Origin of the sequence: Tannerella forsythia 92A2, from assembly GCF_000238215.1 — a bacterium.
Lineage (GTDB): Bacteria > Bacteroidota > Bacteroidia > Bacteroidales > Tannerellaceae > Tannerella > Tannerella forsythia.
In genome coordinates, this window is record NC_016610.1 from 1,508,184 (window position 1) to 1,523,981 (window position 15,798).

Genomic DNA, 15,798 nt, shown 5'->3' on the forward strand with positions numbered 1-15,798 from the left:
TTATACAACAGCATATTTCCGATGCACCTTCCCGTTTCCCTCTAATATCCGGAATTTTGCTGCACCTTTCCTTTTCCGTCGACAATAACTATTTTGGGCAGAGGAAACAACTCTTTTTCCTTCCCGGCATAGGCCGTATTGGTAAGTTCTTTTGCTCTCTTCATCAATTTATTGTGTCGGATCAGATCGGCACGGTACTGGCCGTTCTCGCACCAGAATTCATGACTGCGTTCCGTCAGGATTTGGTCGATGAACGATTCCAGGGTCGCAAAATCGGAAAGCTGCTTAGCCGGGAGTTTTGCTCGGGTTCTGATAGTATTCATCAGATCTACCGCTTCCTGCGTCGCATGGCCTTCTTTCATGGCGATTGCTTCGGCAAGCGACAGGTATACATCGGCATAGCGATAGATGATAATATCGATCGTACTCTTACCGGCTCCCGCAACTCCCGGATCATACCCGAACTTCATCGGGATAGGCCCCAACAAAGGCTTCTCGGATGTTCTGGTGATTAAGGTCCCTTTGTTGTTTGTATATTCTTTCAGAAGGTACGTTTTGCGAACATCTTTTTCTTCGAACCGGTCATAGAACCACCAGGTACTTAACGCTACGCCGTAGCCGCCTTTCATCCCTTCCTGGTTGAAATCGGTAGGCAAGACGAACATGTGCCAGTCATTCCCTTCGCCAGCAGGACTGTCGGCCGTGACCGGTATCGCCCAGATAATTTCCTTATTGGTGAGCCCCTGTCCTCCCGATTCGAACATTTTCACATAATCGCTCTGCAACTGATAGCCGTACTCCGGTTTCATCAGCTCCCGGCATAAGGTTTCCACTTTTGCATAATACGCGTTATCCGCTGCCGCTTCGTGCAGATATAGACGAATGAGCAACATCCGTGCGAGTCCGCGGCTGAATTTGCCGTATTCGGTTTTATCCGGCATGGGAAGTTTTTCCGCCGCATAGAACAGATCGTCCTCGATAAATTTCACCATCTCTTCTCTCGACAGGCGCGGAAGCGGTTCTTCCCGGAGCGGTTTTTTCAACACCTCAAGCGGCGCCACCACGAGCGGACCGTACATATCGTACAGAATATACGAGAGAAAAGCCCTTGCACAACGCACTTCAGCCATGTATTTCTCTTTCAGTTCTTCTCTCAAGGAGCTGTTCTCGATCTGATCCATCACCAACGTACAGCGACTGATTTTATTGGCAAAGCCGCCGTCGTCGTACGTGCCGTTGCCGTAGTAGAACCATGTGACGTCTGTCGTCTCGGGATGATAGTCCATCTCGATGAATCGCTTCGTAAACCACAGCTGGTCATTTCCGAGAACCTCCGTTGTGGCGTCATTGATCACCATTACCCCGCGTTCGTTTCTGGCATGGATGCCGTTGAACCAGTTCGGGCGCAACGGATAGTAACATGACAGGACAAGAGATTTTATATCTTCTTCGTTCTTCGGAAAATCCGTAAATGGTATATCCGAATAATCGGCCGGTTGCAGATCGGCACATCCGTTAAGCAAAAGAAAGAACGGGAGTACTGCCAGTATAAAAATCGTATTTCTCATAGAATATATTGCTTTCATAATTCACTTTGTTATTTTTTATCAGAATTGTACATCAATCCCGACACTGAATGTACGGGCATTGGGATAAGCAGCCGGAAAAGAATCCGTTTCGGGGTCCAATCCGGAATAAGGGGTAAATACGCACAAGTTGTTGATATCCGTATGGATTCTCAAGTTCGAGATACACTTTATTTTCGCAAGTGTGCGCGGAGACAGCGTGTATCCCAACGTGACGTTCTGTACCCGGATAAACCAGGCATCTTCGTAGAAGAAGTCCCCGTACGTATAGTTATGTCCGTTCGTGACATAAGACGAAGGATGCGTAGTCGACGGATTATTGAATGTCCATCGCTCTTTTACTGTTCTCAAGGCATTATATCCGCCATAATAGATCGAGTTGGCTCCTATCCCGAACTCGGTATAGCTTGGATTCATCATTTTCCGGTCGAACATCCCGTTTAGCTGGCAACTCAAATCGAAATCTTTATACCGGAATGTATGGGTCATACCTGCGAGCCATCCCGGGTCGGAGGTGCCGAGTAACCGCGTATCGGCGTCATCAATCATTCCGTCGGGTTCTCCCGTCCGTATGAAGTATCCTCTCTCATCGACCATCAACTTATTGTCTTTATCCCTTTTATATCCGTTTATATCTTTAATGACGATCTGTCCTGGCAGAAGTTTGGGCTGAGCTGCAGGAGTCGTTTCGCCCGCCTGCATGATATGGTCGGCCACTCTCGAAAAAATCGGGCGTATAGGGTCGTCTTCTCTTTCATAGACATTTGGCTTCCAGTCGGGAGTACGTTCTTTCCATCGGTCTTTGAATCGGGTGAAAGTGAAGTCGGTGCTCCACGAAAAGTCTTTGGTCTCAATATTCCGGGTACTGATGTTGAACTCGAAGCCGGTACTTTGCGTTTTCCCTACATTCGCCATGATCTTATCCAAGCTGTGATAGAGGTTCAGGTATTTGTAGTTGAGCAGGTCGGAGATCACTTTGTCGTAATATTCGAAAGAGCCTCTTATCCGGCCGTTGAAAAGTCCGAAGTCGAGGCCGACATTGAATTCGGTCGTCGTCTCCCACTTCAAATCGGGGTTTCCCAATCGTTTCAGGAACACTCCGGTTTCCTGTGTGTGTTTGCCGGTTATATATGCCATTTTAGCTCCATAGCTCGGAAACGCATAGATTCCTATATCGGCATTACCGGTTTGTCCCCAGCTGGCACGCAGCTTAAGGTTTTCCAACCATGTCAAACTCTTCATAAAATCTTCCCTGCTGATGGTCCATCCTGCTGCAAACGAAGGGAAGTATCCCCACTTATTGTTTTCGGGGAATACGCTTGCTCCGTCGGCACGCAGAGTCGCGTTAAACAGATAACGGTTCTTCAGCACGTAATTCGCCCGGAAGAAATAAGATTGCATCTTGGTGTTGGAATAGCTGGATCCGACGGTCTTCGTACCGGCTCCCGCTCCCATATTGTTATAAATAAAAGCATCGGTGATAAAGTCGTTATTCCCGAGATTACGCCCTTTCCTTGCAAACTCTTCGTAAGATGTTCCCGCAAGCAGATTCAGGTTGTGTATGTCGTTGAACACTTTCGTATAGTTCGCCGTAGCTTCGATCAGATATTGATTGTTATCCTGCGAGTAGCCGGCGGCCACACCGCGCAGTTTGCTTCCGTTCAGGGTCGTCTTAGGCTGGTAAGTATCTCTCGACATAGCCACTCGATCCAAGCCTGTGTTCAACCTGATCATCAGGCCTTCGACAGGGGTTATTTCCACGAACAGATTTCCGAGCAGTCTGTCGGTATTGGTTTTATCGATATTGTTCAGCAGGGAATAGGGATTCGCCTGATTCCCGACCTGCGGATTGAGAGGATAAGTTCCCGTTTCCTCGTCATAGGCCTTGATATGCGGTCCCATCATAATGGCCGAACGTATGATTCCGGAGTTCTCGGATTTCCCGTTCCCCAGTTGGGTATTATCGTTGTTGAGCCGGCTCATGGTCAGGTTCAATCCCATTTTGATATACGAATTGATCTTCTGATCGATGTTCGACTTGACGGTATACCTTTTCAATCCTGTATTTTTGATAATTCCGATATGGTCGTAATAGTTGAGAGAAACGTTGTAGACGGTATTTTCGGTTCCTCCGCTCACATTGATATTATGTTCCTGTATCCGCCCGTCGCGGGTGATCAGTCCCAACCAGTCGGTTCCCCTGCCTGCAGCGGCGATCTGCTCGTTCGTATAGGTCGGGGCGTATAACTTCCCGTCGACCGGATTTTTCTGGGCTTCGCTGAGGCTGTTGGGCCCCCAGGGAGTGACTTTGTTCTTCCATAGCCATTCTTCATAACCGGCTTCGTTATAGAGTGTCATCCATTCGTTCAGGGGCAGCAGATCGTATTTATCCGTGTATTTCTGTACGGAGAAATTCGTGGAATAAGACACGGTTGTCCGTCCTGCTTTTCCTCTTTTCGTGGTAATCAGTATCACTCCGTTAGCCGCCCTTGCTCCATAGATAGACGTCGCACTGGCATCTTTCAGCACTTCGATCGATTCGATATCGTTTGGGTTCAGGAAGTTCAACACTCCTTGCGTGCCGGGATTCATCTTCGGGTCTTTCCCCGTCATATCCTCCACCTCGGAAATAGGGAACCCGTCCACAATATAGAGCGGCCGATTGCTTGCGTTTATCGAACCGGCCCCTCTGATCAGGATGTCGATGCCGCCTCCCGGTTGTGCACTGTTCTGCTTGGTATACAGACCAGAGATTTTTCCTGAGATCGCATGCATGACCGAGGCATTTCCCGTCAGTGTTAGATCGTCTGCCTTCACATTGGAGATGGCTCCGGTCAGGTCGCTTTTTTTCATTGTGCCGTATCCTACCACGACAACCTCCTCCAGTACCTTGTCATCCGTCTTCATCGTCACGTCGATCGTTGCCCGTCCGGCCACCGCCACCGTTTGGGTCTGCATCCCCATATAGCTGAATATCAGTGTGCCTTCGGATGGCACATTTTCCAGCACATACTTCCCGTCGATATCGGTAATCGTACCGATCGTGCGGTTGTTCTCTACCACAACGGATGCTCCGATAACGGTCAAGCCCGTATCGTCCACCACCGTACCGCGTACGGTAATGGTCTGAGCAAACGTCCCCAACGATACTGCCCACAGCAGGGCAAACAATATTCCTTGCCATTTACAGATTAAATGTTTGCGTTTCATTCTTACCTTGTTTTTAATAAATACTACGTTGTTGTTCAAAAATAAGTTGTTATTCAATTCAAATAATATGACAAGTGGATTGGGTATCGGGTGTATAAAAAGGTTTCTCACAGCCTGTTAATGATTGGGGCGAAGGCTTGGTTAAGCCCTCGTAGGATATGCAAAATCCTCTATTTCCATGTATTATCGGCATCGTCTCTTATTCCGTACGATTCACTATTCTTCTCAAGCTGTTTTTTTAGAGCCCGCAAAACTATTTGTTTCTTTTTACAATAAGCAATAGCCGCATATGTTATATAACATATTTTCGATCCAATCGGGCGGTGGACAAATTTTGCAAGTTCCCCATTCTCTTCTTTTCTTACATATAAATATAAAGAGGGTGTGCCAAAATGCAATGTTTTGGCACACCCTCAAAGAACTATAAGATTTTATTGGGAGAGGCATTGAACACCTGAGCTTTTTAAAAAAGCGGTTTCAATGCACACATCAAATCAATCTTATCATACTGAACCTACCCTAATATTGATCTTCGGCAAACCCGGTATAACTATGTCCGCTAATCACATAGGTCTCATCTTTACTTGCATCATATGATACATTCTCGAATACCCATTCATACTCTGCAACATTGGGATCTTTCCATTCTGTTTTTGCCTTTTGTACTCCTTTAAATGTTGCTTTTCCGCTAAAGAGTTTTACCTTTAGATAGAGGCTGTCTGCTGTATTCCCTCCTTTTGTCTTTACGACCTTAGGAATAATCTTGCCTTCGATTACCGTAGCCCTCAGGTACGGACGGTCTAAAGAGATCGTTTCTCCTTCCTTCGTGGGAGCAGGGACTTTATTTTCACTCTTGTCAAAAGGAGGAGCGACAATTGTATGCAGATTATCCGTCAATTGATTAAAATCCTGATTAGACGAAGCAAAGGATGCCGGCGTGCCAGACAACATAAATTTGCTTTTCAGAGGGAGGAGCTTTCCCACATCATCAATCCATAATTCATTTTCAATATTCTTTGAAGTATTGTAAATGCGTACTTCCTTGCCATCATAATGATGAATAACCTCTTGCTTCTCGTTGATTATTTTAATCACATAACGTCCCGAATAATCGATCGTTGCACTATCCCATATCTCTATATCCTGTTGACAAGAAATGAAGAACGACGTGCTCACACACAACACAACCGATAATATATAAAACTTTCTCATAATTTTTTATTGTTTTTTTAGTATAACAGTAAATATCATTCCGGCATATTCTGCTTTCCATGACACATTTCCCTTTTCCGGTTCACAGACCGCATCATTCAATGCAGACAAGGAATCTCCCCAGCCAGGGAGACTATTTGAAAGCAATGTTAATGAATTGTCATTTTTCAGTTGTATGTAACCACTACATGCATACGAATTACCATATCCGGCCCTTTGAGCATAATACCCTCCAAGAAAATCGGATATCTGAAAGAAGCCCGGAGCAATCTTTTTAATCGTTACCGTGAATCCCGGATACGGAATAACTTTTCCATTGCTTAACCGTTGTGTTCCTTCAATACCAGTGTATTTCCCGGATATATCCGTTTTTACACTTGGATCAGCAACGATTATTTCTCTGGAACGGGTCGTTTTCACCCCATCAGCGTTCGTATAGATATAATCCAAATGATATATACCTACTGTTTTCACATCTACACTTCCTATAACTTGAACACTTTTAGACACATCTTCATTCCTATATGTCACTAAATACCCCGGTTCTTCATAAGAAGTTCCCAAAGATACCAACATCCTCGCATCGCCTTTAAGTTCAAAATGCAAAATGCTCGATGTGTTTTCGGTTTCTTTTTCACATGCCATCAAAAGAAACAACGAACAGAAGAACATGCTTATATAATTTATTTTTTTCATATCGAAATTTTTTAATATGGTTCATTAGTTCTGATCATCTAATTCTTTCACAACGATTTCCGGCTTCACATTCCACCAGACCTTTTCTCCAAGATTTGCCTTTTGGGCCGGACTGTTAGGATTACGATTAATCACGGCATCCGGATAAATTGGAGATGCTGGGAGTGAAGCATTCAACTTTGCCCGCCCATTGACAGCAATCGTTATATTACCGATGAGTAATGGATCGTTAAAGGCTTGTTTCCTGTTTAAGACAATATCCAACATGTATAAAGCCGGATATTTAATGCGATTACGTTCCAAAAACGATTCAATATGTTGATAATTAGCGTTGGCAACCCATTTCTGCATACCAATCTGCTTAATCGCACTTTCTTTGTCTGTCGCTTTCCATGCAGCATATTTATTCAAGATAGTCATATCCGTGACCCCATGTTGTTCCAAAGATGCTTTGACTCCATTTTCATAATACTGCTTTGCGTTACCGTAATCTCCTGCACGAGCATATACTTCTGCAATGTAGAAATGAACTTCCCAACTTGACATAATCATCAAGTCCATATCTTCTTTGAACAGAGCTTTACTGTATGTGACATCTTTGTCTTTCTTGCTCCCGTCAGAAGCTTCTTTGGAATCGAAATCGCCGAAAAATGCTCCTCGGTATGTTCCGGCATTCTTATCTGCCATTGTGAATAAAGTAGCAATTCGAGGGTCATTATTCACTTGCAGGTAATCGATGAAGTTTTTGCATGCAATCACATTCGTTGTCAAATAACCCGCTCCTCCTTCTTGAAACTCTCTCATTGGGTGGCGTTTACCTTCCTGTCCATCGGACCATACTTTACCCGATATTTTAGCACTTGCGGTTAAGAAATCATTCGCTTTCACAAAAGCCAATACTTTTGCATTATCATACCCTGACGTCTCGGAAAGTCTCAACATTAATTTCAATTTGACGGAATTGGCGAATTTTTTCCATTTAGCCATATCCCCGGCATAGATAAAATCATATTCCGTATCAACATTGGCTTTACTTAAATCCACCTTTAACAATTCATCTACCCTTTTGAGCAAATCAACGTAGATATCTTCACTTTTGTCAAACTTTGGCGTACTATTGCCTTCATCCCCTTTTAAAGCTTCCGAATAAGGAATATTTCCCCAAACATCGGTCATCACCTGCCACGTAAAAATTGATAGTACTTCGGCAATAAAATAACTCCCGTGGTCATTTGCGTTGGAGGCAATCTTTTTAATCTTATTCAAGTCTTCCTGTACACCAGCCGTTAAACTTTGATATGCGGTACCAAAAGAAGTTTCATTGTATTCACATAGAAATTTAAATTGGGAAGCCGAATATGCCTGGGTCCAATATTCCGACCAGAATGCACCGGCAAATCCCATATCCCATCCCATCAGATTGTTTCCCAATCCGACTTCTGCTGCGGGTAATAATACTTTTGCATCTGGAATTTCTTCCAATACATTGGGGTCATGATTCACATCAAGCCAGTCTTGGCATCCGGATGTGAAAAGCAGCATAAACACAGCCGATATTAATACAATTATTTTATTCATAATGTTCTTTTTTAAATATTACACTTAGAAAGCCAAAGTTAAACCAAATGTATACAATTGGTTACTCGGATTAGCATTAAATTCTCCAAATTTTGCACTTACGTCGTTCCCAAAAGTAGTTGTTTCCGGATCTATATATGGATTTTCACGAGGAGTCCACAACAAGATGTTACTTACGTTAAACGATATTCGAGCGGAGGCCAGATGCAATTTAGAACAGAACCCCACAGGAATTCGATAGGCAATACCGGCATCTCTTAACTTGAGATATGAACGGCTGATTACAGCACTTTGCTGTCCCATTAATCCTCCACGATCAGAGTAGAAAGTATGCAATGCTGTAGGATCTACAGGAATCGTATTCTCACGATAGGTACCGTCACCATTATCAATCACCGAATTAGGAACCATAAACGGCTTCCGGTCATTCAATACGGTTTCAGGAGCGCTACCTGTCCAATGCATATATTTTTTCGTATTGGAATAGATATATCCTCCGTTACGATAGTCAAATGTAGCAAATAAAGATAGGCCTTTCCATGTAAAGGTATTGGTAAGTCCCATACGATATTTTTCATTGATATCCTTTCCAAAATATTCAGTCGTTGCAGTAGGTTGCGGATTTCCTTTACCGTCCACAATCGTGTATTCTTTACCATCAATCGTGGCTTTCTTTACTCCCGTTAATTTGAATTGACCTAAAGGCTCCCCTTTTACTGCGTAAATACCTGCTCCTCCGAAGCCTCCCAAGAAAACTTCATCTACATCCAAATTCTCTACTTTATTTTTATTCGTGGAGTAATTCCATGAGATATCCCATGAAAAGTCTTTTATCTTAACAGGTGTTACGTTTACGGTCAATTCGAATCCCCGGTTGCGTACATCCCCCAAATTACTGATTTGTGAGGTGTATCCACTGGATGGATCTTTGGGTATAACATCGATCAATCCTTCCGTATATCTGTCGTAATACGAAAAATCAAACCCCAAGCGATTTTCAAAAAAACGGGCTTCCAGTCCGATCTCAAATTCTTTCGTTAACTCCGGTTTCAACTCCGGATTCCCTAACTGATTGGATACGGAGTAAGAATTCACTCCATTTAGGGGAAAAGAAAGATCATCTACTTTCGGATAGCCCGGATTCTGAATCGTTGCTGCTACATAGCGATCATACACATAATAGATATCTGCATCATTACCAGTCATACCATAAGCCACACGAAATTTGGCAAAATTAACAAAACGTGTCTTGATATCTCTCGACTGCAAGAAATCGGTAATTAAGAAGCTGAACGTAGCTCCCGGATAAAAATAAGAATTATTATTCTGAGGAAGAGTTGAAGACCAGTCATTTCTTGCAGTCAACGTCAGATAGGCAAAATCTTTATATCCCAGATCGGCATTCAGATATAAACCAACCAACCTGCGTTGTTCTTTTCTTTGATTGGAAACAGATGGAGAACGGCTATTCCTCAAATTATAAAACCCAGGGACATCGATAGAGTTGATTGCTCCCGAAAGCCAATTGTATTTACGCTCATTGACATTCAACCCTGCAATCGCATTCAAAGACAGTCCCGATTCCCATTTTGTTTTATACGTGGCCATTGCATCATGATTTATCTGAACACGCTCCCGCCTCCATTCTTCATATCTACCTGCATTAGCCGTACTGGAGCCGTCGTTGGGCGCGCCCGGTGTAAATTTCACAGGAGCCGTATGAGACTCCGATGTAGAAACTTCCAAATCTCCGCCGAAACGATACGTAAAATTCAATCCTTTGATAACTTCATAGTCTAACTGAAATTTACCGAACACTTTATGTTTATTTTGTGTAGCACCATCTTCATTTAGCACATAATACGGATTCAAACCATAGGGCGTAAAATAGTTGTCCAGATTATTGAATTTACTTTTGTAATCTTTGAAATCAACAATCGAAATGTCGCTTGCGATTTCATATAAAGAACGATGCAGTGAAGTACCTTGTCCAGAAGGCACAGCTTTCGTCTTTTCCGTGCTGAAATTTACCGATGAACTCACGGTCAGATTTTTGGCTTGATGAGAGCCTCTGGCTGCAATGGTGTAACGTTTGTATGAATCATGATCCGTCGGAACGACACCATCCGAACTGTTTTGTGAAAGTGATAAGAAATAGTTTGTTTTAGCCGTGCCCCCGGATAGAGAGAGCGAATTCTTATAATTCTGTCCCAGATCATAAAAGTCTCTTACCCTATTTTTAAGGAACACATATGGTTTTACTTGTTGTTCGTTCTCAATGATTCGTCCCCAGACCCTTTCTTTTCCGTCGTATGGAGCCCCCCAGTTTCCGTTTTCGTCAAGGGCTCTGTTTCCGCTCCATCCCTGGCCAAACTGAGATTGTTCTTCCGGTAGGCGTCCTACACGAGAGATCGTATAACCGCCGTCATAAACGATTTGCACTTTACCCTCGGTATTCTTTCCCGATTTGGTTGTAATCATGATCACTCCATTAGCCGCTCGCGAACCATACAAGGCTGTTGCTGCCGCACCTTTAAGTACGGTCATATCTGCAATATCATCCGGGTTTAAGGCGTTAATACCCGATCCAAAGTCTACCTGGGAGTTCAAATTGTTTCCCGAACGATTCTGTGCATTCGTAATCGGTATTCCATCTACAATATAGAGAGGTTGATTATTCCCAAAAGAAGAAGCTCCGCGGATAATCACATTTTGGGTGGCTCCAGGACCAGGCGCCGTAGAGATGTCAACTCCTGCCACTTTCCCTTGCAGGGCATTCATGGGATTCACGGCTTTAGCATTCGCAATTTCATCCCCTTTGATAGAAGTGGCCGCATACCCCAATGCTTTCTTTTCACGAGTAACCCCCATGGCTGTAACCACTACTTCCTCCAATGCTCTCGTATCACCTTTCAAAACAACTTGAAGGTTGGGAGCAATCGCCACTTCCTGGGTAACCATTCCGATATACGAGATCATCAATGTTTTTGCCGAACTCGGCACCTCGGGCAAAGCAAACTTCCCGTCCATATCCGTCACAGTACCGACCGTCGTGCCTTTTACCACTACCGAAGCTCCGATAACCGGTTCTCCGTTCTCGTCCGTCACCGTGCCTCGCACCTGTGCCTGCGCCATTACTGCACCTGCTCCGATAAAGAACAGGGCTAAAAACAGTTTTAGTTTTCTTTTCATACTCTTCTAATTTTAAAAAAACAACATACATTCATTCCTCTCAATTCATACATCCGATTCCACTGCATCCGGACAAATCATTTTTTTATTTTCATGGCCTCTATTCGTACTTTCAAATAAATTTTCATACACCATTGGATGCTTTCTCTTAATAAGCATCGACTGCAAAAATAGCGAAAATTTGTTATTCGCAAATATTTTCTGATAAAAAAAACTTTTTATTCCAAATAAGGCTTTCCGATTGCGTCAATTATAAAAAATTTGCACTACATACGGCTTTGCATTATCTTTGTACTTTCATCATAAAATAAAATCGTATCAATATGGCATTACAATGCGGCATTGTGGGACTACCGAATGTGGGGAAGTCGACGTTATTTAACTGTTTATCGAATGCGAAAGCGCAGGCGGCTAATTTTCCGTTCTGTACCATCGAGCCCAATGTGGGGGTGATCACCGTCCCCGATGAGCGACTCAACAAACTGGCCGAGTTGGTACATCCGGCACGGATTGTCCCGACGACGGTCGAGATTGTCGACATTGCCGGCCTCGTGAAAGGCGCCAGCAAAGGAGAAGGATTAGGCAATAAGTTTCTGGCGAATATCCGCGAGACAGACGCCATCCTCCATGTATTACGCTGCTTCGACGATCCCAATGTCGTGCATGTAGACGGGAGTGTGGACCCGGTACGCGACAAGGAAATTATCGACACCGAGCTTCAGATCCGCGATCTGGAAACGGTCGACAGCCGTATCTCGAAAGTACAGAAACAAGCCCAAACGGGGGGAGATAAGCAGGCCAAGCTCACCTGCGAGGTGCTGGTCAGATACAAGGAAGCGCTTGAGCAGGGCCGGAATGCCCGCACGGTTTCGTTCGATACGAAAGATGAACAAAAAGTGTCTCGCGAGCTGTTCCTGCTCACCGACAAGCCCGTACTCTACGTCTGCAATGTTGATGAAGCAAGTGCCGTGAATGGCAATGCCTATGTAGAACGGATACGTGAGGCGGTAAAAGAAGAAGGAGCAGGCATTCTTGTCGTAGCAGCCAAGGTCGAGAGTGAGATTGCGGAACTCGATACGTACGAAGAGCGACAGATGTTTCTGGCTGAGGCCGGCCTTGAAGAGTCCGGCGTAAATCGTCTGATCAGAGCAGCATACAAGTTACTTGATCTGGAAACGTTTCTGACCGCCGGACCCGAAGAGGTACGTGCATGGACGTATCGCAAAGGAAGTAAGGCGCCCCAATGTGCGGGGGTAATCCATACCGATTTTGAAAAAGGCTTTATACGCGCCGAGGTCATCAAGTACGACGATTATATCCATTATGGCTCGGAAGCAGCCGTGAAAGAAGCCGGCAAGATGCACGTGGAAGGAAAGGAATACATCGTGCAGGACGGAGACATTATGCACTACCGTTTCAACGTGTAGCTTCCCCGCAAGAGAAACATTGTAAAAACGATTGAAGGAGGGGGAGCACATTGGACTGGCGTGATTTCTTTTATTTCTCACGAGGTGAACGGCGAGGGTTAATCGTCCTGCTCTGTCTGATTGCTCTGGCGGGTATCCTCATGCTGCTGAAAAGCCCTTCATCGGATCAGGAACAGCCGACACATGGAGATACGACCTCCGTTCGTCAGATGTCGCCGGCAAATACGTCGGAGGGTCCGGCTGACTATCCAACCGTACAGCCGCCAAGGCAGCCGGCCGGCAGACCGCGCCCTGCCGCTTCGCGAACACATGAGACCACCGGCGAGCGTATCAAACGATTGACCGATCCGCGTCCGCGATACCCTCGAACTCAAAAACTCCCTCAAGGCTCTACCCTCGAACTGAATACTGCCGATACGACCGATCTTCGGAAAATACCGGGCATCGGCTCCACCTTTTCCAAACGCATCGTCAAATACCGTAACTTATTGGGTGGGTATGCCGATGTATCTCAATTGGCGGAAGTATACGGGATCGATGAAGAGAAGTACACGGCATTGGCACCATGGTTTACGGTCGATCCGACACGGATCCGAAGGCTGAACGTGAATCGTCTGCCGGAAGATTCGCTGCGTCGTCATCCTTATATCGATTATCGTCAGGCAAAGTTGATGGTACGTTTGCGCAGACAGCAAGGCGGCCTTACCGGATGGCACGATCTGATGCTTTTAGAAGAGTTTACCGACGCAGACCGGCATCGCCTTGAACCATATCTGTCGTTCGAAAAATAAATCCGAGACCTTCATTTGAAGCATCGGCGCTTGTCTTATATTGATATGTACCGCTTACAACCGACAAGGAGCGGGAGGGATATCCTGATGTTCACCGTATTTTCCCGATCTTTTTTCCTCCCTTCAAAATTATTCAAAACAGTTTCTGATTCCGAATATTTTTAAGTGTGTTTTTATTATTTTGAAAATCAATAATATGCAAAAAATAGTAAAAAAAATAATCAGAAAAACCTTTGTGAAAGTTTGCAAAATAAGATTTTACACTTATCTTTGTAACAGATTTTGTATATGCATAATCATCATGTTGAGTGGAAGTTCGATATGAGGGAAAGAAATGAATGATACATGTCATAGGATGAAGAACAAATAAAGAGTCTTTTATTTTAGTAATAGTACATGAACAGAAAATACGCTTAATTCAATTATTTACTCACTAAAAAACTTAAACGCCATGAGTTACAAAAAATTAAAAATCGAGAATCCTCTTGTGGGGTCCGAAAAGGAATTGTTAAGAGTTAATCTTGGAGGAAAATCCGGTATCTACGGCGCTTGCAGTATTGAAGACTTCCTTCCGGGCATTAGCGATTTAAGTTTAACACATGAAGATGCTGAAGGCTTCTTGGGCTATCCCACTTCTTTCACTCCCGCGAACTTTTGGAGAAAAGATGGTGGTGTAAGTGTTTGGATGTATGAAGAGGCTTTCGATAATTGGCAAGATTTGTACGGAATGGATGCGGTGAAGGTCTTTTATCATTCGGGGCACGGAAACATGTTAGAGGACGGAACCTATATGGCTCCAATGGGAGCTGTATGGGATGACCGATCTTTGGCGCTATCATCTAAGATGGCTTTTGCCAATGAGAAGTTGAGATATCTGTTTTGGTCAACTTGTCTCAGTTTAAGAGTCCACGATGGACATTCTCCTGATCGTACCTGGCGACTTGCCAATAAAGGAGGGTTGAGGATGATCTTTGGTTATGAAACGGTATCTTATGACAGTGGCCGCTATGGCAGTGAATTTTGGAAACAATGGAAAAAAGGAAAGAGTTTTTCTGATGCTTTTATTGAAGCCAGTTGGTCGCTATTCCGGAATCAAACGCCCGTCGTTTGTGCATGTGGCAATACTAAAGAGGAGGTTCAAAAAAGGCTGTTTTCGGAAAGAATGTTTTATTCCGGGGCGGTGAGCAGCAACTGGTATTGGTGGAAGTGGAGAGAGGCCCAAAACCATAAAGGCCTTAAGACAGCAAGAGCGAAGGCCCCTCAAAATATGGATGTGTTGCTCTTGAAACCGTACATAATTGACGATGATTTGATGTCAGCAATTGCAAATAAAGTCGGCATCAACAAAAGAACGGCAAAATCGATTGCTATCGGACAAGATGGTTTACGTTGTATCGGAACAAAAGACATTTTGGTAAGTGTGGATTCTTCAGGGACGCTGCAATTACAAATGGCTCAGGCTAATTATCTGAATGACAACCGGATCAGCGAAATCCAAGCAACCAAGATTGCCAGAGAATTGATTGAAGATTTGGGAATTGCCAAGGATGTCAAATTGACACCGGCAACTACGTATAACTCGTTCCTGTGTGGTGCCAATACGAAAACTGGCGAGCAGGGCAAGCCAACGGTGGTAGAGACTATTATTCAGTTCCGCCAAGTCAATGACAAAATGGAAAGTGTGAATGCAGATTCCGGTTTCGTTGCAGTCGCTGTTGACAACGACGGAAAGATCACACGTCTAACCAGCTCCGTCAAACCAATTGTAGATACCCAAAAGAGTATTGATATGCAGAGCCTTGCTAAAAAGAGGGAGGTCAAAATGAAGGAGCTTTCTGTCGAAGAACGATTCGAAAGAAAGATCAATCGCTTGATAAACGGAACGACAAACAACAGCAAGTTGATGAAGATAACAGATGCCCCAAAGGTAATGGTCGAAACACTCTCCGATAAAATCGGGTATGACTTCTCTTCCAACTATGCCCAACCGGTCCAGCAGCGTGATATCGAAATCAAAGTGGGCGATTTTGTAAAGCGCTACCAATTGAGAGTAGATTTGTAATGCACATTCCGGATCGTTTATTTGAAAGGCTATAGGATGATTTT

Annotated in this window: 9 protein-coding genes; 3 read left to right on the plus strand and 6 right to left on the minus strand. The window is 44.2% G+C overall.

Annotated features, from left to right (window positions below):
- Positions 1-41: 41 nt before the first annotated feature.
- The 6 genes from BFO_RS06110 to BFO_RS06135 all read right to left on the minus strand — a co-directional run bounded on the left by BFO_RS06110 (position 42) and on the right by BFO_RS06135 (position 11,474).
- Complete coding sequence (locus tag BFO_RS06110; protein ID WP_041590723.1) at positions 42-1,568, minus strand: RagB/SusD family nutrient uptake outer membrane protein; 1,527 nt, start codon at positions 1,566-1,568, stop codon at positions 42-44.
- Positions 1,569-1,607: 39 nt separating this feature from the next.
- Positions 1,608-4,796 carry a SusC/RagA family TonB-linked outer membrane protein gene (locus tag BFO_RS06115; RefSeq protein ID WP_014224766.1) on the minus strand — a complete coding sequence of 1,063 codons (3,189 nt, stop codon included), beginning with the start codon at positions 4,794-4,796 and terminating at the stop codon, positions 1,608-1,610.
- A gap of 519 nt (positions 4,797-5,315) precedes the next feature.
- Positions 5,316-6,008, minus strand: a complete 693-nt coding sequence (locus BFO_RS06120) for a lipid-binding protein (protein ID WP_014224768.1) — start codon at positions 6,006-6,008, stop codon at positions 5,316-5,318.
- 6 nt (positions 6,009-6,014) lie between these two features.
- Positions 6,015-6,704, minus strand: a complete 690-nt coding sequence (locus BFO_RS06125) for a BT_2262 family domain-containing protein (RefSeq protein ID WP_014224769.1) — start codon at positions 6,702-6,704, stop codon at positions 6,015-6,017.
- Between the two features lie 24 nt (positions 6,705-6,728).
- Positions 6,729-8,282, minus strand: coding sequence for a SusD/RagB family nutrient-binding outer membrane lipoprotein (locus BFO_RS06130; protein ID WP_014224770.1), 1,554 nt, complete (start codon positions 8,280-8,282; stop codon positions 6,729-6,731).
- 24 nt (positions 8,283-8,306) lie between these two features.
- Positions 8,307-11,474 (minus strand): SusC/RagA family TonB-linked outer membrane protein, encoded by a 3,168-nt coding sequence (locus BFO_RS06135; RefSeq protein WP_014224771.1) that lies wholly within the window; start codon positions 11,472-11,474, stop codon positions 8,307-8,309.
- Positions 11,475-11,797: 323 nt separating this feature from the next.
- Here BFO_RS06135 and ychF point away from each other — a divergent pair, with 323 nt between their 5' ends.
- The 3 genes from ychF (at position 11,798) to BFO_RS06155 (ending at position 15,754) form a co-directional block, all read left to right on the plus strand.
- Complete coding sequence (gene ychF, locus BFO_RS06140; protein WP_014224773.1) at positions 11,798-12,901, plus strand: redox-regulated ATPase YchF; 1,104 nt, start codon at positions 11,798-11,800, stop codon at positions 12,899-12,901.
- A gap of 50 nt (positions 12,902-12,951) precedes the next feature.
- On the plus strand, positions 12,952-13,692 hold the full coding sequence (locus BFO_RS06145; protein ID WP_014224774.1) for a helix-hairpin-helix domain-containing protein: 741 nt from the start codon (positions 12,952-12,954) through the stop codon (positions 13,690-13,692).
- Between the two features lie 451 nt (positions 13,693-14,143).
- Positions 14,144-15,754: a DUF6345 domain-containing protein gene (locus tag BFO_RS06155; RefSeq protein ID WP_014224776.1), complete on the plus strand. Its 1,611-nt coding sequence runs from the start codon at positions 14,144-14,146 to the stop codon at positions 15,752-15,754.
- Positions 15,755-15,798: the final 44 nt, after the last annotated feature.